Here is a 24,226-nt window from a genome sequence, read left to right as displayed (position 1 = left end):
TAATGCCGAATTGAGAGACGCAATCGTTGCCGTATAAGCAAAATCAATGAAAAAAAGTATCTCGCAACCGCGCCTATTGTCGCATTTTGGTATAGGATAGCGACGAATTTTCCTTCCATGTCTGCGGAAATTAATAATGAGTCAACAACACACCACCCCGGCTTCCGGTCAGGGGATACTGGAGCGCGTGTTTAAGCTGCGCGAGCACGGCACGACGGCACGTACCGAAGTGATCGCCGGTTTCACGACCTTCCTGACGATGGTCTACATCGTTTTCGTTAACCCGCAAATTCTTGGTGTCGCTGGCATGGACACCAGCGCGGTGTTCGTCACCACCTGCTTGATTGCGGCGCTGGGCAGTATCCTGATGGGCGTATTCGCCAACCTGCCGGTGGCATTGGCTCCGGCGATGGGTCTGAACGCCTTCTTCGCGTTCGTGGTGGTGCAGGCAATGGGCCTGCCGTGGCAGGTGGGTATGGGCGCCATCTTCTGGGGCGCTATCGGTCTGCTGCTATTGACGATTTTCCGCGTGCGCTATTGGATGATTGCCAATATCCCGGTGAGCCTGCGTGTGGGTATCACCAGCGGTATCGGTCTGTTCATCGGTATGATGGGCCTGAAAAACGCCGGCGTTATCGTGGCGAACCAGGACACCCTGGTATCTATCGGTAACCTGACTTCTCACAGCGTACTGCTGGGCGTGCTGGGCTTCTTTATCATTGCGATTCTGGCCTCTCGCAACATTCACGCTGCGGTGCTGGTCTCCATCGTGGTGACCACGCTGCTGGGCTGGATGCTGGGTGATGTGCACTACAGCGGCATCGTTTCCGCGCCACCGAGCATTACCACCGTGGTCGGTCACGTTGACCTGGCGGGCTCCTTCAACCTGGGTCTGGCGGGGGTTATCTTCTCCTTCATGCTGGTTAACCTGTTCGACTCCTCCGGCACGCTGATTGGTGTGACCGACAAAGCCGGTCTGGCCGACGCGAAAGGTAAGTTCCCACGCATGAAGCAGGCGCTGTTCGTGGATAGCGTCTCCTCGGTTGCGGGTTCCTTTATCGGTACTTCTTCCGTCACCGCGTATATTGAGTCTTCCTCCGGTGTCTCCGTAGGTGGTCGTACCGGTCTGACGGCGGTGGTTGTCGGTCTGCTGTTCCTGCTGGTTATCTTCCTGTCGCCGCTGGCGGGGATGGTGCCAGGCTACGCGGCTGCTGGCGCGCTGATTTACGTGGGTGTCCTGATGACATCCAGCCTGTCTCGCGTGAAGTGGGATGACCTGACCGAAGCTGTTCCAGCGTTTATTACCGCCGTGATGATGCCGTTCAGCTTCTCAATCACCGAAGGTATCGCGCTGGGCTTTATCTCTTACTGCGTAATGAAAATCGGTACCGGTCGTTTCCGCGACCTCAGCCCGTGTGTGATTGTTGTCGCACTGCTGTTCGTACTGAAGATTGTGTTTATTGATGCACACTAAGTAAGAAAACCCTCACCATGCTGGTTTTCTCCCTCTCCCTATGGGAGAGGGCTGGGGTGAGGGTAATTTTGTTTACGCTTTAACGCGCTGAATATACTCGCCAAATGCGGTCAACTGACCGGTCAAATGATCCAACGTCCCCTGTTCAATCACTTCACCCAGCTGTGGGTCGACCTTATTCTGAATCACGCCGCCCATAAACTCCGGCTTGTTCATCACCATCGCATCGAGGAACACCAGAATCTGGCGCAGATGATACTGGCAGCGCGCGCCGCCGATAGCGCCCATGGAACTGGTCTGAATCAGGACCGGTTTACCGGAAAGCGGCTGATCCGGTAAGCGAGAGAGCCAATCGATAGCGTTCTTCAGGCCGCCCGGCACGGAATAGTTGTACTCTGGCGTGACGATGACCACGCCGTCAGCCTGGCGAATCTGTTCTGCCAGCGCTTCAACGCTCTGCGGGAAACCATCTTCCTGCTGAAGGTCTGCGTCATACAGCGGGATATCGCCAATCGACGGCAGTGCGGAAACGCTCATGCCCGCCGGGGCGATTTTAGGCAGAGTGCGAGCCACCATACCGTTGAATGAGCCTTTGCGCAGGCTTCCCAGTAACGTAACAACGTTCAATGTTTCAGACATGACTACTCCTTTCCATCTTAGCGGCTGAAATCCAGCCGAATCAGTTGAGTATAAGCGCTTTCTCTGCCGGTAGGCTGGTGAATCTCATCAGGCGTGCCGAAGGTTCGTTGGCCCGGGTTTGGGCATCAGGCAGGCTACGCCAGCCGTACTTACCATCAAACTCCCAAACCTTGAGTTTGTCGATAGACGGTGAAGCGGCCAGCGACCAGACCAGAACATCCTCGGCATCGCAGATAACTTCGAGCTGGTCGGTCAACGTTGAACGCAGACGGCCTGAGCCGGGCAGGAGCTGGAGCGTTTGTGGGGAGTCGTGGTGAACCTCACCTGACAACTTGAGGACGCTCTGACGCAGCGTGATGAGCTGTGCGCGCGCTTCGTGTGGGTCGTTCTGATTATTGATCCACAGATTCTCATTGCTGGTAAAGCGGTAGCTTTCCATCATCGTGGCCTGCGGGGTGTTGCGCAGCGTGCGCAGCAGTTCCATATCGAGGCCGCACTGGCCTTCGGTGGTCAGCGCAACGCCGACGATGTTGCCAGCATAAGCGATAGAAAAATCAGGCAGATGGCTATCCTTAAAGTGCGGTTTACCTTCTTCCTGAGTCACGATTTCAGGCAGTTCGCCTATGCCATACAGCATAAACAGCAGTTCAGCCAGCAGCGCGCGTGAGGCCAGATAGCGGGTCCGTCGATGGGACGGCAGCTGGCGCGCGATATTATGGCTGGTGGATGACAGCCTGACTGATAGGAGATGTCCGTCTTTAAGGATCCCTCTTGCAAAATGCGTCGCCATTTTTCGCTCCGTGATTAATGGACTGTGGATATGGCGAGAGTAACATTTACGCCAGTTATGATCAGGTTTTACTGCCTAAAAATGCGATTGAAAAGGGGTATTACGAGACTTTTACACTTCGCCTTAACTGAAATGTATTATTTTTACGAATAATGAGTCAGGAAACAGCGAGATATAAGGCTTTGAGGGTATCGCGGAGCCAAATAATTTTGGGGTTGTGACTATTTCGTTTATGCCAGAGTAGGGTAAACGGCACCTGCAATTTTTCCCGCTGAATGGCATCGAAAGGCAGCGGACGGGCCACTAAAGGCAGGTTATGTAGTTGGTTGTAGTGCTGGCAATAACGCGGTGCTGTTGCAATCATCTGGTGGTCAGGTTGGGCGGCCATAAATAGCGACTGTTCAAAGCCCGGTAGGCTTAAGGCGATATCGCGCTCGCGTCCCATTTCTTGCAGTACGTCGTCCAACGCCCAGGTATCGCTCTGCTCCCAGCAGATGCTGATATGCGGGTAGCGCAAGAACGTTTCCAGATTCCACTCTTCTTGAAGCGCAGGATGGTCTTCACGCAGCCAGACCCAGGGAAGATCGGTAAACAGCACCTCGTAGTCTATCGACAGCGGCAGCAAGCTCAACAGCTCGCGTGAGCGGGGATGGCTTTCGCGCCCGGTGAAGCCAATGTCGACCTCACCGCGAATAATCGCATCCAGCGAATCATAGTCCCAGTTACGCACTTTGATCGTCGCCTGCGGATAGCGCTGGTAGATCTGGCTGGAGAGTTCGTTGAACATGATCATCACCAGCGGCGTTTCGGCAACCAGATCAAACTTCAGCCCACGAGGCATCTCATGGTGCGGCTTATCCAGCAGTTGATTGCTCATCTGCATCCACTCGGCCAGGTTTTGCTCCATGTTAAGCATCAGCGGCGTTGGCGTGAGCCCGAGCGGCGTATTCACGAAGAGTGGATCGTCAAACCAGGCTCTGAGCTTCGACAGCGACTTACTCACCGCCGACGGCGTGACGTTCATCCGTTTGGCAGTTTTCGTCACGCTGCGCTCCTGCATCAGGAGCTGCAGGCAGAGCAGTAAGTTAAGATCGAGACTAGTGAGGGACTTCTTCATGTGTTGGCACAGACCGGTTAGGAGCAACTGAGATAATAAACAGTATGCTACAACCAATCACAATTCCGAACAGTAAAAAGAGTGAGTACACAGTATGTTCTTCCCTAAGAAAGGGCAGCCGTAATTTAGTGTACTTTAAGAAAAATTCTTTTTTACTTCTTTGTTGTGTTGATAAACATTAATTTATTGCAATTTGTGAAAAAGCGATAAAATATATTTATGTAATTACGTAAAACCATCTATCAGCGCTGAAATTGCGGGTATTTTAATTCGAATGCATTTGTTTTATGAATAGTTAATGCATTATATATACAAAGTCCTGCGGCATTCAAATCTTCTTTTATTGTGTATGATAATAATATCTTATTACGCTAAGAGTTGCTCAAAAATGTCAGATATAGACTTTGTCGTCTTGTGGGTGGATTCCAACGATCCATCATGGCTGAAATCATACTCACATTATAAAAATATCAGCGTTGGGGCTGATAAAAACTCTCAGAAGCCAGCAAGATTCAGAGACATGGGAATGTTCAGATATTGGTTTCGTAGCGTAGAAAAATATGCCCCATGGGTGCGAAAAATACATTTGGTTACCTGTGGTCAGGTTCCTGAATGGTTGAACATCAATCATCATAAAATTAATATAGTTAAGCATAGCGATATTATGGATGAAGCATGCCTACCAACGTTTAGTTCTCGGGCTATTGAAGTTAATATTCATAAAATTAAAGGTCTTAGCGAAAAATTCGTTTTCTTTAATGATGACATGATGTTGAATTCAAAAATTGATCCTGAATTTTATTTTAAAAACGATCTGCCAAATGATTTTATGATTGATAGCAGGCTAAGTCCAACCTCGATTGAACATATTGTTTTTAACTCAACGATAATTGCTAATGCCTCAGTTATAAATACGTTTTTTAATCGTCGCTTAGTAATCAAGAACAATATCAAGAAGTATTACAGCCACATTTATGGTCGTTATATCTTAAAAAACATAAAGTTGAAACAAAATAAATCGTTTGAAGGTTTTTTGGGTAAGCATTTGCCACAACCATTTTTGAAATCAACCTTTGAAGAAATCTGGAGTATGAAGGAAATAACCGACCTGTTGAATAGAACTTCCAGATTTAAATTCAGAGAGGGGTGCTGTTTGAACCAATACCTATTCAGATATTGGCAGTTAGCTAAGGGAACGTTTAATCCTTGTAATCCAAAGGAAATGGGGGTTTGTTATCATTTGTCAGGGGATGACAAGCAGCTATTAAACGCGATAGCTGATTTAAAATCAACTAAGCCCCAGATATGCTTAAACGATTGTTTTAGTGATGATGACGCGTTTCATAATGCTTGCGACAAACTCGCAAACACACTCAATTTGAAACTAGGCGCACGCTCTAGCTTTGAACTTGCAGCTATGCCGGCAGCAGACGCAGCGGCATAGCTGTCAAATTAAGACTGAGGCTGGCGGGAGGCTTCTTCATGCGCTGTTGCAGACCGGTGAGGGGCAACGGAGATAATCAGCAATATGCACACGATGCTACAGCCAATCAGAATCCCGATCAGCATATTCAATGCATTGAGACCCAGAACAGCTGATAGCCATATCCACAGCGATGAACCGCAGACCTGCGCGATACCTAGCACAGAGCTGGCTACCCCCGCGCGCATCGAGAACGGCCCCAGCGCCTGGCTCATGGCAACGCCAAAGCCTACCGAGAAGCCAGCGCAGATTAAGGTCAGCCCGAAGAGCGTGACCGCGTGCGTGCTGGCAAGAGTCAGCACAATACCTGCCGCCAGGAACAGCACCTGTGATGCCAGCATGAGGGTGCGGGGCTTAAACAGGCTCAGGGCAAACGGCGTCGAAAAAGACACCGCCATGCTGATCCCTGCGGTCATCGCCATCGTTGTGGCATATTCGCCGCGGTCGAAGCCCATCACTTCCATCAGCAACACCGGAGAGGTGTTCACAAAGGTCAGGATCACCGACACGCTCAGCGTGGTTATAGCCAGGCGGCTGAGGAAGAAACGGTTAACCAGCGACTCGGTGCCTGGTGTGTGGTTTGCCGATGCGGAAATCGTCGTTGGGCGTGATTCTCGCAGCACAAATACCGACAGCAGGCAGACCACAACGCCCATGCCGATCATCGTGTAGAACAGGCTTTGCCAAGGATATCTGAGCATAATCAGATGCCCCATCACCGGCGCAAGCACCGGCACGATACAGGTGATGCCATTAAGCAGCGACAGCACCTTGGCCCGCAGGCGATCGTCGAGCGTATCGCGCAGGATAGCGAAGGCCACCACGTAGCAGCAGCCAGCCCCAACGCCCTGAATAAAGCGACCGACCAGGAACGGCGTACCGCTCTCTGCGAGCGAACAGAGGGTGGATGCGGCGATATAAATCAATGCACCGGTAATCGCGACCGGCTTACGGCCAGACCGATCGGCCACCTTCCCGGCGAACAGCATCGCGGTGGCCATTCCGGCCAGATAGACCGAAAACGCGATATGCAGCTGCGCTTCGCTGGCCTGTAAATCAGCGGCGATGCGGGGCAACCCAACCAGATACATATCGATACCGGCGGGATAAAGCAAAACCAGGGCAAAACTGCAGACAAGAAAGCGTGTCATGGCGACCTCACGAGAAATGTGGCGTCAGCATAATGGGGCGCGGGCGATGACACGAGTTGCCATTTGGACAACTGTGATTTCCTGTGAGGAAAATTGGCGTAGCCCGGTGGCGCTACGCTTACCAGACCTACATGCTACGTAGGCCGGATAAGGCATAGCCGCCATCCGGCAAGACTACTTACCAATACAGAAGCTAGAGAAAATCCTACCGAGCAGATCGTCGGAGGTAAATTCCCCGGTTATCTCGCTCAGGCTCTGCTGCGCCAGGCGCAGCTCTTCTGCCAGCAGCTCTCCGGCCCAGGCACCGAGTAACTGGGCTTTACCCTGCTCAAGATGCTCGGCGGCGTCGGAAAGCGCCTGCAGGTGGCGACGACGCGCCAGGAAGCCGCCTTCCATGTTGTTTTCGAAACCCATGCTCTGTTTGAGATGGTTACGCAGCACATCGACACCTTCGCCGGTACGCGCGGAGAGGCGTACAAGTGAGTGGCCATTTACTTCACTCAGCCCCAGCGTCTCGCCGGTGATATCGGCTTTGTTTCGCACTACGGTGATCGGCAGATTTGCTGGCAGACGGGCGATAAAGTCCGGCCAGATATCTGCGGGGTCGGTCGCGTCGGTGGTGGTGCCGTCGACCATAAACAGCACGCGGTCGGCCTGCTCAATTTCCTGCCAGGCACGCTCGATACCGATACGTTCAACTTCATCGTTGGCGTCGCGCAGACCGGCGGTATCGATAATATGCAGTGGCATACCGTCAATGTGAATATGCTCGCGCAGCACGTCGCGGGTGGTGCCAGCGATGTCAGTGACAATAGCCGCTTCACGGCCCGCCAGGGCGTTCAACAGGCTCGATTTCCCGGCGTTCGGACGACCGGCAATCACTACCTTCATCCCTTCGCGCAGCAGGCTGCCCTGACGCGCTTCGGCACGTACAGCGTCGAGATCGCCCATCACGGCATTCAGCTGCGCTTCGATTTTGCCATCGGAGAGGAAATCTATCTCCTCGTCAGGGAAGTCGATAGCCGCCTCAACGTAAATGCGCAGGTGGGTGAGGGCTTCCACAAGGTGGTTAACACGCGCTGAGAAAGCACCCTGCAGCGAGTTCAGCGCAGAGCGCGCTGCTTGCTCGGAGCTGGCGTCGATCAGGTCGGCAATGGCTTCTGCCTGCGCCAGGTCGAGCTTATCGTTTAAAAACGCGCGCTCGGAAAACTCGCCGGGGTTGGCAATGCGCACGCCCGGCAGCGTCAGAATACGTTTTAGCAGCAGGTCGAGGATCACCGGGCCGCCGTGGCCCTGAAGCTCCAGCACGTCTTCACCGGTGAATGAGTTCGGACCCGGGAACCACAGCGCAATGCCCTGATCCAGCGCGCTGCCGTCGCTGTCTTTGAACGGCAGATAATCGGCGTAGCGTGGCTTAGGCAGCTTGCCCAGCACCGCCTGTGCGACATCTCTCGCCTTCAGGCCGGAGATGCGCAGAATGCCCACCCCACCGCGTCCCGGTGGGGTGGCCTGGGCGACGATAGTGTCGTTTTGGCTCATGGTTTGTCTCTACTGTATCGCAATAAAAAAAGGCGGTCATATGACCGCCTTTTGATTGTAGGCCTGATAAGCGTTAGTGCCATCAGGCAGCGCGGCGCGCATAGCCGGATGGCGGCTTCGCCTTATCCGGCCTACACCGAATCAGGATTTTTTCTTCTCGCGGCTATGCAGGCCACGTTTTTCCAGACCACGGTAAATCAGCTGCTGCTGAATGATGGTGACCAGGTTGCTGACGATGTAGTACACCACCAGACCAGACGGGAACCACAGGAAGAACACCGTGAAGATGACCGGCATAAAGGTCATGATCTTCTGCTGCATCGGGTCGGTCACGGTCGTCGGAGACATCTTCTGAATGAAGAACATCGTCGCGCCCATGATGATCGGCAGGATGTAGTACGGGTCTTGTGCAGACAGGTCGTGGATCCACAGGATGAACGGCGCATGACGCAGTTCAACCGAGGCACTCAGCATGTAGTACAGCGCAAGGAAGATTGGCATCTGGATAATCAGCGGGAAGCAGCCACCCAGAGGGTTAACTTTTTCCGCTTTATACAGGGCCATCATTTCCTGGCTTTGACGCTGTTTGTCGTCGCCCAGACGCTCACGCATGGCCTGAATCTTAGGCTGCAGCATACGCATCTTCGCCATGGAGGTGTACTGCGCTTTGGTCAGCGGGTACATGATGCCACGAACGATAAAGGTGATAACGATGATGGAGAAGCCCCAGTTACCCAGGAAGCTATGGATCCATTTCAGCAGTTTGAACAGCGGCTGAGAGATGAACCACAGCCAGCCATAGTCAACGGTCAGATCCAGGTGCGGCGCAACGGCAGCCATTTTGTCCTGAATTGCTGGGCCGACCCACAGGGTGCTCTGCAGTTTATCTGCCTGGCCTGGCTGTACCAGAACTGGCTGAGATTTGTAGCCGATAGCCACTACGCCGTTACCGAGGTTAGCGGTGTAGAAGTTATTGGTACCGTTGTTCTGAGGAACCCATGCAGTCGTGAAGTACTGCTGCAGCATGGCAACCCAACCGTTTTTGGTGTTGGTGTTCAGGTTCTCGTTATCAACGATGGTGTCGAATTTATATTTTTCGTATTTCGAGTCAGACGTTGAATACGCTGCGCCACGGAAAGTGTGCATGGTAGACAGGCCGCCAGACTGCGTATTACGGTCAGACGGCAGGTTAGCCGTCTGCTTCAGCTGACCGAAGGTAGACACTTCCAGCGGTTTCTCGCCGGCGTTCTTCACGTCATAGCTTACGTTCACCGCATAATCACCGCGTTTCAGGGTGAAGGTTTTGGTGAAGACGTTGCCTGCTTTATCGGTATAGGTCAGTGGAATGACGATTTCATTCTGGCCATCGGCCATCACAAACGCATCTTTATCGACGTTATACAGCGGACGTGGGCCGTTAGCCGGGTTATCCGGGCCATCACGACCGGTTAAGCCGCTTTGTGCCTGATAGACAAACTGTGGGGTGGTTTCCAGTAACTGGAACGGTTCGTCAGATTTCAGTGCTTTCGGGTAAGCCGGAAGCAGCGCTTGCTCAATATCACCACCGCGAGTGTTGATAGTCAGCTCAAGCACATCAGTTTTAACCGTGATCAGTTTCCCTTGGCCACTGGCCGGTACGCCCTGGTCTGCGGCGCTACCCGCTGCTGTGGTCGTAGTCTGCGTGGTCTGCTGCTGGGTCTGAGGATTGTTGTCCTGTTCCCAAGCTTGCCAGATCATGAAAGACACGAACAACAAAGCGATGATAAGAAGATTGCGTTGCGAATCCATCGTTAGTGTTCTCTGGTATCAAATGGTCCGGGCGGGACGGGGTCGTCACCACCAGGGTGTAAAGGGTGGCATTTTAATACGCGTTTCACTGTCAACCAACTGCCTTTTATCACTCCAAACCTGCGCAATGCCTCAATTCCGTATTGAGAACAGGTTGGTGTGAAACGGCAATGCGGCCCGAGTAGCGGACTAATCAGGCGCTGATAGACCCGAATAAGGCCTATCAGGACCCGCGAGCCAGACGACAATGGCGGCGCCATAATTTTTCCAACGCTTCCGAGAGAGCACGGTTATCGAGGTCGGCAACCCCTCTCTTTGCCACCACCACGAAATCCATAGGCGGGAGTTCATGCTGACGTAAACGGAAACTTTCACGCGTCAGACGTTTAATCCGATTGCGTTCATGTGCGCGTTTGACGTTTTTCTTGGCGACGGTGAGACCGATACGGGGATGCCCCAGCGAATTCAGGCGGCCGAGGATGGTGATTTGCGGCGTGCCAGCCCGTTGTGGCTGCTGGAAGACGAATGTGAAATGAGTGGGAGTTAACAAACGTAACTCCCTGGGAAATGCTAGCTTAACCACTCGAGGGGTTAGCTTTATTACTTAGAAACGGTCAGACGAGAACGGCCTTTAGCACGACGACGTGCCAGAACCTGACGACCATTTTTAGTAGCCATACGAGCACGGAAGCCGTGAGAACGGTTGCGCTTCAGTACAGACGGTTGAAAAGTGCGTTTCATGGCGATTTCTACCTAAACTTGAATAAATTCAATGGCTTTATTGGATATCCGAACGAAAATCGAACGATGGACACCGAAGCCATGGGTGATTAAAGAGGCCGGATTGTAATAATTGTACACTCCGGAGTCAATTCTCTTTCCTTATTTACCGCGTAAAAAACCACGTATCACCGCAGTTTTTCGCCCGGTAAATGAGCAGCGTCCTTCACCAAAATTCGCGCAGAACACGCCGGGTGGGGGATTATACGGGCTGCCCATTAAAGCGCAAGGATCATCCTGGATCTTTGTTAGATCATTTAAGCAGAAATTTGTCGCTAGTCATTAATTTTTCCAATATGCGAAGGAAATCGTGCCTTCTCTTTGTCGGGATCGTTTACACTTAGCGCTTGCCGGATCCACCTGTGGATAAATCGGGAAGAATCTGTGAGAAACAGAAGATCTCTGGCGCAGTTTACGCTATGATCCTCGGCCCGATCGCGATCGGTGGATCGTAAAAGGGGAAAATAACCGCGTCATTTCAGCACCGTGTCTGAAAGAGGTGGTTGAAAACCGCAGATAGCGGTTCGCGCGTCACCCGCTTGCATCGGGTCTTTTCGACGTGTGCCAAAAATCACGAATTTTTAATCTTATACACAGCATTGTTCGGGCTGCGCATATGCAGCAACTGAATGAATCCCCGACAGTATTCAGTTTTGCTGGCGGCAGGATCGTCAGAGGTAGCCTGCAGGTTTGCCTGGAGGATGATGTGTATCGACTTTTTTCGAGTGGAGTCCGCCGTGTCACTTTCGCTTTGGCAGCAATGTCTTGCCCGATTGCAGGATGAGTTACCAGCCACAGAATTCAGCATGTGGATCCGCCCATTGCAGGCGGAACTAAGCGATAACACGCTGGCACTGTATGCGCCAAATCGTTTTGTACTTGATTGGGTAAGAGATAAATACCTCAATAACATCAACGGTCTGCTGAATGATTTCTGCGGCTCTGATGCCCCGCAGTTGCGCTTTGAGGTTGGTACCAAGCCCGTTACCCAAACGTTGCGAGAGACGGCAAACGTCAGCGCCCCGGCGCAGATGGCCCAGGTTCATGCCCCGCGCGTTGCCCCTGCGCCACGTGCAGGCTGGGACAACGTTCCAGCACCCGCTGAGCCTTCTTACCGTTCAAACGTCAACGTTAAACACACCTTTGATAACTTCGTGGAAGGTAAGTCGAACCAGCTGGCCCGCGCGGCGGCGCGTCAGGTGGCAGACAACCCAGGCGGCGCTTATAACCCGCTGTTCCTCTATGGCGGCACCGGTCTCGGTAAAACGCACCTGCTGCACGCGGTAGGCAACGGTATTATCGCCCGTAAACCGAACGCGAAAGTGGTGTATATGCACTCCGAGCGCTTTGTCCAGGACATGGTAAAAGCCCTGCAAAACAACGCGATCGAAGAGTTTAAACGCTACTATCGTTCGGTGGACGCCCTGCTGATCGATGATATTCAATTCTTCGCCAACAAAGAGCGCTCTCAGGAAGAGTTCTTCCACACCTTTAATGCCCTGCTGGAAGGTAATCAGCAGATCATCCTCACCTCGGATCGCTATCCGAAAGAGATCAACGGTGTAGAAGATCGTCTTAAATCCCGCTTCGGCTGGGGGCTGACGGTGGCCATTGAGCCGCCTGAGCTTGAGACCCGCGTCGCTATCCTGATGAAAAAAGCCGACGAAAACGATATTCGTCTGCCTGGCGAGGTGGCGTTCTTCATTGCCAAGCGTCTACGCTCTAACGTGCGTGAACTTGAAGGGGCACTGAACCGCGTTATCGCTAACGCCAACTTTACCGGCCGGGCGATCACCATCGATTTCGTGCGCGAAGCGCTGCGCGACCTGTTAGCGCTGCAGGAAAAGCTGGTCACCATCGACAATATTCAGAAGACGGTGGCGGAGTACTACAAAATTAAAGTGGCGGACCTGCTCTCCAAACGACGTTCTCGTTCGGTAGCGCGTCCGCGCCAGATGGCGATGGCGTTGGCGAAAGAACTCACCAACCACAGTCTGCCGGAGATTGGCGATGCGTTTGGTGGCCGTGACCATACCACCGTGCTGCACGCCTGCCGTAAGATTGAACAGCTGCGTGAAGAAAGCCACGATATCAAAGAAGACTTTTCCAATTTAATCAGAACATTGTCGTCGTGATCCTATGAAATTTACCGTAGAACGTGAACATTTATTAAAACCGTTACAACAGGTGAGTGGCCCGCTAGGCGGGCGTCCGACATTGCCGATTCTGGGTAACCTGTTGCTGCAGGTCGCGGACGGCACGCTGTCGCTGACCGGTACCGATTTGGAAATGGAAATGGTAGCGCGTGTGGCGCTGCTGCAGGCACATGAACCGGGCGCGACTACCGTCCCGGCGCGTAAATTCTTTGATATTTGCCGCGGCCTGCCGGAAGGTGCCGAGATTGCTGTACAGCTGGAAGGCGACCGTATGCTGGTGCGCTCTGGCCGTAGCCGCTTCTCGCTCTCCACGCTGCCTGCCGCCGACTTCCCGAACCTGGACGACTGGCAGAGCGAAGTCGAATTCACCCTGCCGCAGGCGACCATGAAGCGCCTGATTGAAGCCACCCAGTTCTCGATGGCCCATCAGGACGTTCGTTATTACTTAAACGGCATGCTGTTCGAAACCGAAGGTGAAGAGCTGCGTACCGTGGCGACCGACGGCCACCGTCTGGCGGTCTGCTCCATGCCTATCGGGCAATCGCTGCCGAGCCATTCGGTGATCGTGCCGCGTAAAGGCGTGATTGAGCTGATGCGTATGCTCGACGGTGGCGATACGCCGCTGCGCGTACAAATCGGCAGCAACAACATCCGCGCGCACGTCGGTGACTTTATCTTCACTTCCAAGCTGGTTGATGGCCGTTTCCCGGATTATCGCCGCGTATTGCCGAAGAACCCGGATAAACATCTGGAAGCCGGCTGCGATATCCTCAAGCAGGCCTTTGCCCGTGCGGCGATTCTCTCCAACGAGAAATTCCGCGGCGTGCGCCTGTTTGTCAGCGAAAACCAGCTGAAAATCACCGCCAACAACCCAGAGCAGGAAGAAGCCGAAGAAATTCTGGATGTCTCCTATCCGGGCACTGAGCTGGAAATCGGCTTTAACGTCAGCTACGTGCTGGACGTTCTGAACGCGCTGAAGTGCGAGAACGTGCGCATTCTGCTGACCGATTCCGTATCGAGCGTACAGATTGAAGATGCCGCATCACAGTCGGCTGCTTATGTTGTTATGCCAATGAGACTGTAATGTCGCTCACCCGCCTGTTGATCCGCGATTTTCGCAATATCGAAAACGCGGATCTTGCTTTATCCCCTGGCTTTAACTTCCTGGTTGGCGCCAACGGCAGCGGCAAAACCAGCGTGCTGGAAGCCATCTATACGCTCGGTCATGGCCGGGCCTTTCGCAGTTTGCAGATTGGCCGCGTTATCCGCCACGAGCAGGAATCATTTGTCCTGCATGGTCGCCTACAGGGCGCGGAGCGTGAAACGTCTATCGGCCTGACTAAAGACAAACAGGGCGACAGCAAGGTGCGTATCGACGGCACCGACGGCCATAAAGTGGCCGAACTGGCGCTGCTGATGCCAATGCAGCTGATTACGCCCGAGGGGTTTACTTTACTCAACGGCGGCCCCAAATATAGAAGAGCGTTCCTTGATTGGGGATGCTTCCACAACGAAGCCGGATTCTTCAACGCCTGGAGTAACCTGAAGCGGTTGCTCAAGCAGCGCAACGCCGCGCTGCGCCAGGTGAGCCGCTACGCGCAGCTGCGCCCGTGGGATATGGAACTCATCCCATTAGCCGAGCAAATCAGCCGCTGGCGCGCGGAATACAGCGCCGGTATCGCTGAAGATATGGCCGATACCTGCAAACAATTTCTCCCGGAGTTCTCTCTGACCTTCTCCTTCCAGCGCGGCTGGGAAAAAGAAACTGACTATGCCGAAGTGCTGGAGAGAAACTTCGAACGCGACCGTATGCTGACCTACACGGCACACGGCCCGCACAAGGCGGACTTCCGCATTCGCGCCGACGGCGCGCCGGTGGAAGACACCTTATCGCGCGGGCAGCTCAAACTGCTGATGTGCGCGCTACGCCTGGCACAGGGCGAGTTTTTAACTCGCGAAAGCGGAAGACGCTGCCTGTACCTGATAGATGATTTTGCCTCGGAACTTGACGACGCGCGGCGCGGCCTGCTGGCCAGCCGTTTAAAAGCCACACAGTCTCAGGTTTTCGTCAGTGCGATCAGCGCTGAACACGTTCTGGACATGTCGGACGAAAATTCGAAGATGTTTAACGTGGAAAAGGGTAAAATAACGGATTAACCCAAGTTTAAATGAGCGAGAAACGTTGATGTCGAATTCTTATGACTCCTCCAGTATCAAAGTCCTGAAAGGGCTGGATGCGGTGCGTAAGCGCCCGGGTATGTATATCGGCGACACGGATGACGGCACCGGTCTGCACCACATGGTATTTGAGGTTGTGGATAACGCTATCGACGAAGCGCTCGCTGGTTACTGCAAAGATATCGTTGTCACGATCCACAGCGATAACTCCGTATCCGTACAGGATGACGGCCGTGGTATCCCAACCGGTATTCACCCGGAAGAGGGCGTTTCTGCTGCGGAAGTCATCATGACGGTTCTGCACGCAGGCGGTAAGTTCGACGATAACTCCTATAAAGTCTCCGGCGGTCTGCACGGCGTGGGTGTTTCCGTGGTTAACGCCCTGTCCCAGAAGCTGGAACTGGTTATCCAGCGCGATAACAAAATTCACCGTCAGATTTACGCGCACGGCGTGCCGCAGGCACCGCTTGCCGTCACTGGCGATACCGAAAAAACCGGTACCATGGTACGTTTCTGGCCGAGCTACGAAACCTTCACCAACGTTACCGAGTTCGAGTACGAGATTCTGGCAAAACGTCTGCGCGAGCTGTCGTTCCTGAACTCCGGCGTCTCTATTCGTCTGCGCGATAAGCGTGACGGCAAAGAAGACCATTTCCACTACGAAGGCGGCATCAAGGCGTTCGTTGAGTATCTCAACAAGAACAAAACGCCAATTCACCCAAATATCTTCTATTTCTCCACCGAAAAAGACGGTATCGGCGTTGAAGTTGCGCTGCAGTGGAACGACGGCTTCCAGGAAAATATCTACTGCTTCACCAACAACATTCCACAGCGTGATGGCGGTACTCACCTTGCAGGCTTCCGTGCGGCGATGACCCGTACCCTGAACGCCTACATGGACAAAGAAGGCTACAGCAAAAAAGCCAAAGTCAGCGCCACCGGTGATGATGCCCGTGAAGGCCTGATTGCGGTGGTTTCCGTGAAGGTGCCGGATCCGAAGTTCTCCTCACAGACCAAAGATAAACTGGTCTCCTCCGAGGTGAAATCGGCGGTAGAACAGCAGATGAACGAACTGCTGGCGGAATACCTGCTGGAAAATCCGTCTGACGCGAAAATCGTGGTAGGCAAAATTATCGACGCAGCACGTGCACGTGAAGCGGCGCGTAAAGCCCGTGAAATGACCCGTCGTAAAGGCGCGCTCGACTTAGCCGGCCTGCCGGGCAAACTGGCGGACTGTCAGGAACGCGACCCGGCACTGTCTGAACTGTACCTCGTGGAAGGGGACTCCGCGGGCGGCTCTGCGAAGCAGGGGCGTAACCGTAAGAACCAGGCGATTCTGCCGCTGAAGGGTAAAATCCTCAACGTTGAGAAAGCGCGCTTCGACAAGATGCTCTCCTCTCAGGAAGTGGCCACGCTGATTACCGCGCTGGGCTGCGGCATTGGTCGTGACGAATACAACCCGGACAAACTGCGTTATCACAGCATCATCATCATGACCGATGCGGACGTCGACGGCTCGCACATTCGTACGCTGCTGTTGACCTTCTTCTATCGTCAGATGCCGGAAATCGTTGAACGCGGCCACGTCTACATTGCACAGCCACCGCTGTACAAAGTGAAGAAAGGCAAGCAGGAACAGTACATCAAAGATGACGAAGCGATGGATCAGTATCAGATCTCCATCGCGCTTGATGGCGCAACCCTGCACACCAACGCCAGCGCGCCAGCGTTAGCGGGTGAGCCGCTGGAAAAATTGGTTGCCGAGTTCAACGCGACGCAGAAAATGATCAACCGTATGGAACGCCGCTTCCCGAAAGCGCTGCTGAAAGAGCTTATCTATCAGCCTACGCTGGTGGAAGCAGACCTGTCCGACGAACAGAAAGTGACGCGTTGGGTCAACGCGCTGGTGACCGAGCTGAACGAAAAAGAACAGCACGGCAGCCAGTGGAAGTTTGATATTCAGCACAACGTTGAACAGCAGCACTTCGAGCCGATTATCCGCGTGCGTACCCACGGCGTGGATACCGACTACGTGCTGGACAGCGAGTTTGTTAACGGTGGCGAGTACCGTCGTATCTTCACGCTGGGCGAGAAGCTGCGCGGCCTGGTGGAAGAAGACGCGTTCATTGAACGTGGCGAACGCCGTCAGCCGGTAGCGAGCTTCGAACAGGCGCTGGATTGGCTGGTGAAAGAGTCCCGTCGTGGTCTGGCTATCCAGCGTTATAAAGGTCTGGGCGAAATGAACCCGGATCAGCTGTGGGAAACCACCATGGACCCAGACAGCCGCCGTATGCTGCGCGTGACCGTGAAAGATGCGATTGCCGCCGACCAGCTCTTCACCACCCTGATGGGTGATGCCGTTGAGCCGCGTCGTGCCTTTATCGAAGAGAATGCCCTGAAAGCCGCGAACATCGATATCTAACGCTGTAGGCCGGATAAGGCGTTTACGCCGCCATCCGGCAATGTGCTGCATTGAGCCTGATGGCGCTACGCTTATCAGGCCTACAGAAAAAACGCCTGAATTTTTTCAGGCGTTTTTTTATGCCCGTCAGCCACGAACTATACTTTGCTACGTCTTCTCTTAACCGTCATTCCGAGGTGGAAAAATGGGGCTTTTTGATGATGTGGTGGGCTCGCTGCTCAGCGGCGATGCGGGTAAATATCAGGCTATCCTGAGCTGGGTCAACGAGCAGGGCGGTATTCAGGCGCTGCTGGAGAAACTGCAAAGCGGCGGACTCGGTGACATTGTTTCATCCTGGATAAGCAATCAACAAAGTAATCAATCTATTAGCAGTGACCAAGTGGTCTCGGCGTTGGGCACGCCAGCCGTTGCCGATCTCGGTGCAAAGCTCGGCACCGATGCCAGTTCCGCCTCAACGATGCTGGCGGAATACCTGCCGAAAATCGTCGATGCGCTGTCGCCAAAAGGCGAAGTGGACCCGCAGGCGCATAACAATTTGCTGTCAGCGGGCATGGATCTGCTGAAAGGCGGCAAACTCTTCGGTTAACGATGCAGCAAAAGGGGAGCACGCTTTACGCGTTGTATCCCCGTTTTAAGCGCGGCTGGCTACTGTTTTTTGAGCTAAACCGAGTTAGCATGAGAACAGACTCATCTAACCTGGGGATCTCATGGCTATTAAACTTATTGCAATCGACATGGACGGAACATTGCTGTTGCCGGACCACACTATTTCTCCTGCGGTAAAAAACGCGCTGGAAGCAGCACGTGCTAAAGGGGTAAACGTGGTTCTGACCACCGGGCGTCCGTACGCCGGTGTACACAGCTACCTGAAAGAACTGGGGATGAACGAGCCGGGAGATTACTGCATTACCTATAACGGCGCGCTGGTGCAGAAAGCCGGCGACGGCAGTACCGTGGCACAGACCGCGCTGAACTATGACGATTACCGCTTCCTGGAAGAACTGTCGCGCAAAGTCGGTTCCCACTTCCACGCGCTGGACCGCAACACGCTGTACACCGCGAACCGCGATATCAGCTACTACACGGTGCACGAATCCTTTGTCGCCACCATTCCGCTGGTGTTCTGCGAAGCCGAAAAAATGGACCCGGCAACTGAATTCCTCAAGGTGATGATGATTGATGAACCGGCCATTCTGGATAAAGCGATTGCCCGTATCCCGCCGGAAGTGAAAGAGAAGTACACCGTGCTGAAAAGTTCGCCGTACTTCCTCGAAATCCTTGATAAGCGCGTCAACAAAGGCACCGGCGTGAAGTCGCTGGCCGACGTGCTGGGCATCAAGGCCGAAGAGGTGATGGCTATCGGTGACCAGGAAAATGACATTGCGATGATTGAATACGCTGGCGTTGGCGTGGCGATGGATAACGCGATTCCAGCAGTCAAAGAAGTGGCGAACTTCGTCACGAAATCAAACCTGGAAGACGGCGTTGCCTGGGCGATTGAAAAGTACGTCCTGTCCTGATGTTCCTGTTGCCCGGCATTGTCCGGGCACTAACCTTAAGATTGTTTGGAAAATTGTTATTGTATTATCAGGTGTGAAACCGCACGTAAGTCCCCGCAATTAGCCCGTAATTTCTTTACTCTCCTCCCCCTCTTTTATCTCCCGGCAGACCTGCCTGCACATACGCTTCATTTATGATCAACAAACGCATCCGTCTGGTGCTGATGATGTCATCCTGTACGGTTTTTCAGACCTGGGCGGCGACGGATTCTGACTCGACGCTGACACCGCTTTATGGCTATCAGGATGATAGTCAGGCTACCCCTTTGCCTGCGAAACCTGCGGCCGTGGTGCCGGAAGAAAGCCACTCTGTTTTACCTTTCTTAGGTGACGAAGCGCGTAAGCGCGGCTATGAGCTGCCATTACCGTTTGGCGTGAATATTAACTACATGAATATCCGGCAGAATATTGATGTGGATAGTATCAATTTCAACGGACTGTCTCTGAAAGGCCACTCGCTGGATAACGCCTTTAAAATCAACGTGGGTAATACTCGCGAAAGAAGCAAAACCGAAACGGTAAAGCTGGATGCCTGGCTACTGCCGTTTATGAACGTGTATGGTCTGGTGGGGTATACCGACGGGCACTCCGTTTCGCAGATTGGCGTGGGGATTAAAGGGCCGCGTAAATATCGCTACCCTGGTAATTTGCAGAACCTGGCCTTTCAGCTCGATTTTAAAGGCACCACCTACGGCGTCGGCACCACGCTGGTCGGCGGTGTCGGTAACTGGTTTACCGCCTTTGACGCCAACTACACCCAGACACGGTTCGATATTCTGGATGGCAGCATCGACGCCTTCACTATCTCCCCGCGTATCGGCTATCGCTTTAACACGCCGGGCATCGATACCCTGCACCTGCCTTCCGGCAAGTTAAACCTGTGGGTCGGCTCCATGTATCAGGACGTGCAGCAGGAGTTTAAAGGTAGCCTGAGCGACCTCACTATGCCGTCCGCCGCGCTGCAGGATATGGTGAATCTGGCGAACAAAGATAACAAAGGTCGTTTCGATGTGAAGCAGCACCTGTCATCGCCGTGGAACGTGCTGGTGGGTGCGCAGTATGAACTCACCCGCAACTTCAACGTCACCACCGAGATTGGTTTTGCCGACCGCAACAGCTTCTTTGTCGCGGGGGAATATCGCTTTTGACACGCCTCGGCCTGCTCCTGCTGTGCTGCCTGTTTGTCGGACAAGTCCAGTCGGCGCTGCCGACGCGCGACCAGGTTGACGGCTGGCTGAAAAAGCTCGGCGCGAGCGATAATTTTGATGCCAGCAAAGGCGTTGACTGGGGCGTCATGCCGGGGCCGTTTTATACCCCCGAACTGGGGCTTGGCGTGGGCACGGCGGTGGTGGGCATGTATCGCCCTGACCCAAACGACACGGTCAGTCAGAACTCAACCCTGACGCTGAGCGGCTACTTTAGCTCAACCGGCGCTTTTGGCCTGACAATGCAGAATTATGCCTTTTTCGCCGACGATCGCTGGCGTTTCTTTCTTGATGGCTCACTGACCGATACCCCAACGTATTACTGGGGACAGGGTTTTAGCGCGGGTGATAAGGACAGTAAAAAAGAGCAGTACACCGCCCAGGATCTCGATTTACGCCCGACGGTATACCGTCGGCTGGCGCCGAATATCTATCTGGGAGTGGGCTGGTCGTTGAATGCCCAGCACGCGGCGCAAATCAATAATGATGACCCGCAGAAAATTAGCGACACCGCACAGGGAGAATCCGTGTTGAGCTCCGGTAGCAGCGTTGAGCTGAGCTGGGACGATCGTGATTTTGTCCCTAACCCGCGCAAAGGGCAGTATGCCGATCTCCGCTACACCCGCTTTACGCCGGATGTTGGCAGCGATACCCGCTTTGACGAATACCAACTTCACTACAGCCGCTATCACTCGCTAGACGACAACAACGTACTGGCGTGGGAAATAGACGGCGCGTTCACCCAGGGCGAGGTCCCCTGGACAATGATGCCGCTGCTTGGCAGCAATCAGCGGATGCGCGGCTACTACGAAGGTCGCTACCGGGATAAAAATGCCGTCAGTGGTCAACTGGAGTACCGCCGCAAGCTTGACTGGCGGCACGGCGTGGTGGGGTGGCTGGGCGCTGGCACCATGGGGCCGTCTTTTCACTCGCTGGACGATGGTCGCTGGTTGCCCTCGGCGGGCGTTGGCTACCGTTTTGAGTTTAAGCCGCGGGTTAATGTACGGCTGGATTACGGCATTGGCAAAGGCAGCAGCGGGTTTTACTTTCAGGTAGGAGAGGCGTTTTGAAGGCGTTGATTAAAATGGTATCACTGCTGGCGCTGTTTGCTATCACGCGAGCCACGGCCGCGCTGCCGGTGGCGCTGGATTTAAGTGAAAATGCCACGGCGCTGGCGGCGAGTGCCTGGCCCACGATGCCCCCGCAGCCGTTGCCCAAAGGGCTGCGTCCGTGCTGCGCTTTTGGCTATAACCTGCATGCGGAACTGTTGGGAATGCCGGTACCGTTATACCAACTGGATAACGTGGCTTACGCCAGCCAACTGGGTCAGCATCAATACAACGATAAGATGCTGGCCGGTCTGGAGAATCTGACGGGGTTAAGCGGTGAGAATAACGGCATTCTCTACACCACCCGTGGCGGTTTTATTGATACCGCCCACGTGCGCGATACCGCGGATATGACGGTCTATATCTTTAGCCAACTGCTGCCGAAACTTGGCCAGGCGTTTACCCTCGATCTGGATAGCGAGCTGGCGCAGCGTCGCCTGGTTTTTAAAGCGTTCACCCCGCCCACTGACCCCGTTGAGCGTTACACGCTGGCCGCCTGGCTTGCGGCCCATCTGGCCTTTCAGGTCGCGGAATGGCATGAAATTGCCCAATGGTATGGTTTTGAATCGGTTCCTGGATTTTCAGAGGGCGTTTCCGCTTTTTCGCCGGAAGATCTCTACTCAAACCTGCTCGGCGCGCGCGTAGCCGTCTCGCTGATACTCGACGGACAGACCGTTTCTCAGGGGGTCTACAATGCGGCGATGGGCACGGCGCTTACTCAGGCACTCATGCATCTGGGCGCGCAGCCTCCAGCGATGACCCGCTTCCATTTCGATATGCTGGACGGCCGCTGGTGGAACAGCCAGCGCCGAGTGCCGGAGAAATATCTGGTGCTGCATCGTAATTTTAAGATGGGCGATAACCGGCTGCCAACCCGTGTGCCGGGTGAGCAAACCGCGCCGCAGCGCCTGACGCTGCCGCACCGCTGGCAGGGTGTTCATCTTCGGGAATTAGGGCAGCTTCAGCTGTGGCCCTCTGCATCGATGGAACAATTACCGCCGCCTGAACGGTATTACACTGCGGCTGATTTCCCCATGCTTGCCGCCAGCGCGCAACAAGCCGATGCGCTAACTCGCCGCTAAAGGTTTATGGGATAAGACGCGTGCGTGGTAAAAAGAGTCGGTATCTTTTGACCGGGACTCCGCCATGAAACAAATCACCTTTGCACCGCGTAATCATCAGCTTACCAATACCCGAACCTGGACGCCGGACAGCCAGTGGCTGGTCTTCGATGTGCGCCCGTCCGGCGCGTCGTTTACCGGTGAAACCATCGAGCGCGTGAATGTGCACAGCGGTGATGTTGAGGTGATTTATCGTGCAAGCCAAGGCGCGCACGTTGGCGTCGTCACGGTGCATCCCTCTGCCGAACAGTACGTGTTTATCCACGGCCCGGAAAATCCAGATGCCCAGTGGCAGTACGATTTCCACCATCGCCGCGGCGTCGTCTCGGCCCACGGTCAAAACCAAAACCTGGACGCGATGGACATCACCTCGCCCTACACGCCCGGTGCGCTGCGTGGCGGTAGCCACGTCCACGTCTACAACCCTTGCGGAAAGTACGTTAGCTTCACCTACAACGACCATGTGATGCACGAATATGACCCTGCGCTGGATCAACGTAACGTTGGCGTAGCGGCGCCGTTCGGCCCGGTGACACCGCGCGGTCAGCATCCGCGTGAATATGCCGGTAGCCACTGGTGCGTGCTGGTGAGTCAAACGACGGCGAAGCCGCAGCCCGGTAGCGATGAGATTAACCGCGCCTATGAAGAGGGCTGGGTGGGTTCCTCTGCGTTGGCCTTTATCGGTGATACCGTTTCGCTTACCGGTGAAAAAGTCCCTGAGCTATTTCTGGTGACGCTACCGCGCGACGAGGCTGGATGGAAGCTGGCGGGTAATGCGCCGCTATCAGGAACGGCGACAACGCTGCCTGCGCCGCCGGCAGGTGTTCATCAGCAGCGACTGACCTTTACCCATCAGCGTGCTTATCCAGGGCTGGTGAGCGTGCCGCGTCACTGGGTGCGCAGCAACCCGCAGGGGACGCAGATTGCGTTTCTGATGCGCGATGACCGTGGCGTAGTGCAGCTGTGGCTTCTCTCACCCGAAGGCGGCGAGCCGCGCCAGCTTACGCACAATGCGTCAGATATTCAGTCGGCGTTTAACTGGCACCCATCCGGAAAGGGACTGGGCTTTGTGCTGGAAGGGCGTATTGCGATGTGCGATGTAGAGACCGGTGCGGTGACGTTTTTAACGACCGATCACGCAAATCCACCGTCGGCGGATGCGGTGGTCTTCTCTCCTGACGGTCAGTTTATTGCCTGGATGGAAGAGGTGGCTGGCTTTCGCCAGCTATGGATAACCGAAACCGCCCGCTGAATCAGGGGGCGGGCATTGGCGCTGGCGGAATAACCGAATTGGTTGCCAGCGTCTCTTGCTCACTCTTTTCTACGCGGGAGCGAACGGAGCTATCTTTACGGAAGAAGTCCCACGGCAGCAGTACGGTGTCCATCACCGCCGTAAACGGCATATCAACGGCGACCAGCGATTTGGCGACCCAGCCGCTGTCATCGTCGCCCAGCATCGCGGCGCTTGCACGCGTGCCAGGGTACGTTCCCTCTTTGCCGCCAGTATGCGACATGACGCTGGAACACCCTCCTGACAAGAAGATCCCCCCAACCAGCGCCGTTTTAATCAGAACATTTTTCATAATGAGTTCTTCTCGTCACGGGCATAAACAGCCCTTCTTTGGGTTATATCTACCCATTGCCAAAATAGGAAGTACCGGCTTGCCGCTCTGTGGCGGCTGTCGCACTTTGGCCTTTTGTGCCATACCCCCAGT

22 protein-coding genes are annotated in these 24,226 nt (G+C 54.3%); 12 read left to right on the top strand and 10 right to left on the bottom strand.

The window, feature by feature from the left end; all coding sequences use genetic code 11:
- Positions 1 to 136 precede the first annotated feature (136 nt).
- Entirely contained in the window at positions 137 to 1,474 is a 1,338-nt protein-coding gene (gene adeP / locus ACH1XZ_RS12405) for an adenine permease AdeP (protein ID WP_395595812.1), read from the top strand.
- A gap of 72 nt (positions 1,475 to 1,546) precedes the next feature.
- Here adeP and ACH1XZ_RS12400 read toward each other — a convergent pair whose 3' ends face one another.
- The 3 genes from ACH1XZ_RS12400 to yidZ all read right to left on the bottom strand — a co-directional run bounded on the left by ACH1XZ_RS12400 (position 1,547) and on the right by yidZ (position 4,020).
- A complete protein-coding gene (locus ACH1XZ_RS12400; RefSeq protein WP_123650965.1) occupies positions 1,547 to 2,113 on the bottom strand; it encodes an NADPH-dependent FMN reductase in 567 nt (188 codons plus the stop codon).
- 40 nt (positions 2,114 to 2,153) lie between these two features.
- A complete protein-coding gene (locus ACH1XZ_RS12395) occupies positions 2,154 to 2,903 on the bottom strand; it encodes a 4'-phosphopantetheinyl transferase family protein (protein ID WP_395595811.1) in 750 nt (249 codons plus the stop codon).
- A gap of 157 nt (positions 2,904 to 3,060) precedes the next feature.
- Positions 3,061 to 4,020, bottom strand: coding sequence for an HTH-type transcriptional regulator YidZ (gene yidZ, locus ACH1XZ_RS12390; protein ID WP_395595810.1), 960 nt, complete (start codon positions 4,018 to 4,020; stop codon positions 3,061 to 3,063).
- Between the two features lie 388 nt (positions 4,021 to 4,408).
- Here yidZ and ACH1XZ_RS12380 point away from each other — a divergent pair, with 388 nt between their 5' ends.
- Positions 4,409 to 5,464 carry a stealth family protein gene (locus ACH1XZ_RS12380; protein ID WP_395595809.1) on the top strand — a complete coding sequence of 352 codons (1,056 nt, stop codon included), beginning with the start codon at positions 4,409 to 4,411 and terminating at the stop codon, positions 5,462 to 5,464.
- An 8-nt stretch (positions 5,465 to 5,472) separates the two neighbouring features.
- On the opposite strand, the gene ACH1XZ_RS12375 is transcribed toward ACH1XZ_RS12380, so the two are convergent.
- From ACH1XZ_RS12375 to rpmH, 6 genes are all read right to left on the bottom strand, one after another.
- Positions 5,473 to 6,654 carry an MFS transporter gene (locus tag ACH1XZ_RS12375; RefSeq protein ID WP_395595808.1) on the bottom strand — a complete coding sequence of 394 codons (1,182 nt, stop codon included), beginning with the start codon at positions 6,652 to 6,654 and terminating at the stop codon, positions 5,473 to 5,475.
- Between the two features lie 174 nt (positions 6,655 to 6,828).
- The gene (gene mnmE / locus ACH1XZ_RS12370) at positions 6,829 to 8,193 is read right to left on the bottom strand and encodes a tRNA uridine-5-carboxymethylaminomethyl(34) synthesis GTPase MnmE (RefSeq protein ID WP_333497948.1); all 1,365 of its coding nucleotides are present in this window, start codon (positions 8,191 to 8,193) and stop codon (positions 6,829 to 6,831) included.
- Positions 8,194 to 8,334: 141 nt separating this feature from the next.
- The gene (gene yidC, locus ACH1XZ_RS12365; protein WP_395595807.1) at positions 8,335 to 9,981 is read right to left on the bottom strand and encodes a membrane protein insertase YidC; all 1,647 of its coding nucleotides are present in this window, start codon (positions 9,979 to 9,981) and stop codon (positions 8,335 to 8,337) included.
- A 2-nt stretch (positions 9,982 to 9,983) separates the two neighbouring features.
- A complete protein-coding gene (gene yidD, locus ACH1XZ_RS12360) occupies positions 9,984 to 10,241 on the bottom strand; it encodes a membrane protein insertion efficiency factor YidD (RefSeq protein WP_395595806.1) in 258 nt (85 codons plus the stop codon).
- Entirely contained in the window at positions 10,205 to 10,564 is a 360-nt protein-coding gene (rnpA, locus tag ACH1XZ_RS12355; RefSeq protein ID WP_034881900.1) for a ribonuclease P protein component, read from the bottom strand. The genes yidD and rnpA overlap by 37 nt, the downstream gene beginning before the upstream one ends.
- Before the next feature lie 17 nt (positions 10,565 to 10,581).
- A complete protein-coding gene (gene rpmH, locus ACH1XZ_RS12350; protein WP_003849659.1) occupies positions 10,582 to 10,722 on the bottom strand; it encodes a 50S ribosomal protein L34 in 141 nt (46 codons plus the stop codon).
- A gap of 776 nt (positions 10,723 to 11,498) precedes the next feature.
- Between rpmH and dnaA the strand changes: the two genes are divergently transcribed.
- The 10 genes from dnaA (at position 11,499) to ACH1XZ_RS12300 (ending at position 23,763) form a co-directional block, all read left to right on the top strand.
- On the top strand, positions 11,499 to 12,896 hold the full coding sequence (gene dnaA, locus ACH1XZ_RS12345; RefSeq protein WP_395595805.1) for a chromosomal replication initiator protein DnaA: 1,398 nt from the start codon (positions 11,499 to 11,501) through the stop codon (positions 12,894 to 12,896).
- Between the two features lie 4 nt (positions 12,897 to 12,900).
- Positions 12,901 to 14,001: a DNA polymerase III subunit beta gene (gene dnaN / locus ACH1XZ_RS12340; protein WP_035896448.1), complete on the top strand. Its 1,101-nt coding sequence runs from the start codon at positions 12,901 to 12,903 to the stop codon at positions 13,999 to 14,001.
- Positions 14,001 to 15,074: a DNA replication/repair protein RecF gene (gene recF, locus ACH1XZ_RS12335; RefSeq protein WP_270502217.1), complete on the top strand. Its 1,074-nt coding sequence runs from the start codon at positions 14,001 to 14,003 to the stop codon at positions 15,072 to 15,074. Before dnaN ends, recF begins: the two co-directional genes overlap by 1 nt.
- 28 nt (positions 15,075 to 15,102) lie before the next feature.
- Complete coding sequence (gyrB, locus tag ACH1XZ_RS12330; RefSeq protein ID WP_395595804.1) at positions 15,103 to 17,517, top strand: DNA topoisomerase (ATP-hydrolyzing) subunit B; 2,415 nt, start codon at positions 15,103 to 15,105, stop codon at positions 17,515 to 17,517.
- A 184-nt stretch (positions 17,518 to 17,701) separates the two neighbouring features.
- On the top strand, positions 17,702 to 18,103 hold the full coding sequence (locus ACH1XZ_RS12325; RefSeq protein ID WP_395595803.1) for a YidB family protein: 402 nt from the start codon (positions 17,702 to 17,704) through the stop codon (positions 18,101 to 18,103).
- Between the two features lie 121 nt (positions 18,104 to 18,224).
- A complete protein-coding gene (yidA, locus tag ACH1XZ_RS12320; protein ID WP_202216901.1) occupies positions 18,225 to 19,037 on the top strand; it encodes a sugar-phosphatase in 813 nt (270 codons plus the stop codon).
- Between the two features lie 173 nt (positions 19,038 to 19,210).
- Positions 19,211 to 20,224, top strand: coding sequence for a hypothetical protein (locus tag ACH1XZ_RS12315; RefSeq protein ID WP_395595802.1), 1,014 nt, complete (start codon positions 19,211 to 19,213; stop codon positions 20,222 to 20,224).
- Positions 20,212 to 21,351 (top strand): BamA/TamA family outer membrane protein, encoded by a 1,140-nt coding sequence (locus tag ACH1XZ_RS12310; RefSeq protein WP_395595837.1) that lies wholly within the window; start codon positions 20,212 to 20,214, stop codon positions 21,349 to 21,351. The genes ACH1XZ_RS12315 and ACH1XZ_RS12310 overlap by 13 nt, the downstream gene beginning before the upstream one ends.
- On the top strand, positions 21,348 to 22,472 hold the full coding sequence (locus tag ACH1XZ_RS12305; RefSeq protein ID WP_395595801.1) for a DUF4056 domain-containing protein: 1,125 nt from the start codon (positions 21,348 to 21,350) through the stop codon (positions 22,470 to 22,472). The genes ACH1XZ_RS12310 and ACH1XZ_RS12305 overlap by 4 nt, the downstream gene beginning before the upstream one ends.
- A 64-nt stretch (positions 22,473 to 22,536) precedes the next feature.
- Complete coding sequence (locus ACH1XZ_RS12300) at positions 22,537 to 23,763, top strand: DUF3748 domain-containing protein (protein ID WP_395595800.1); 1,227 nt, start codon at positions 22,537 to 22,539, stop codon at positions 23,761 to 23,763.
- Between the two features lies 1 nt (position 23,764).
- On the opposite strand, the gene ACH1XZ_RS12295 is transcribed toward ACH1XZ_RS12300, so the two are convergent.
- On the bottom strand, positions 23,765 to 24,094 hold the full coding sequence (locus ACH1XZ_RS12295) for a YceK/YidQ family lipoprotein (protein ID WP_395595799.1): 330 nt from the start codon (positions 24,092 to 24,094) through the stop codon (positions 23,765 to 23,767).
- Positions 24,095 to 24,226: the final 132 nt, after the last annotated feature.

Source organism: Kluyvera chengduensis, from assembly GCF_044197065.1.
GTDB lineage: Bacteria > Pseudomonadota > Gammaproteobacteria > Enterobacterales > Enterobacteriaceae > Kluyvera > Kluyvera ascorbata_C.
Note: the sequence above shows the minus strand (reverse complement) of the source record. Positions and strands in the feature narration are given on the sequence as shown.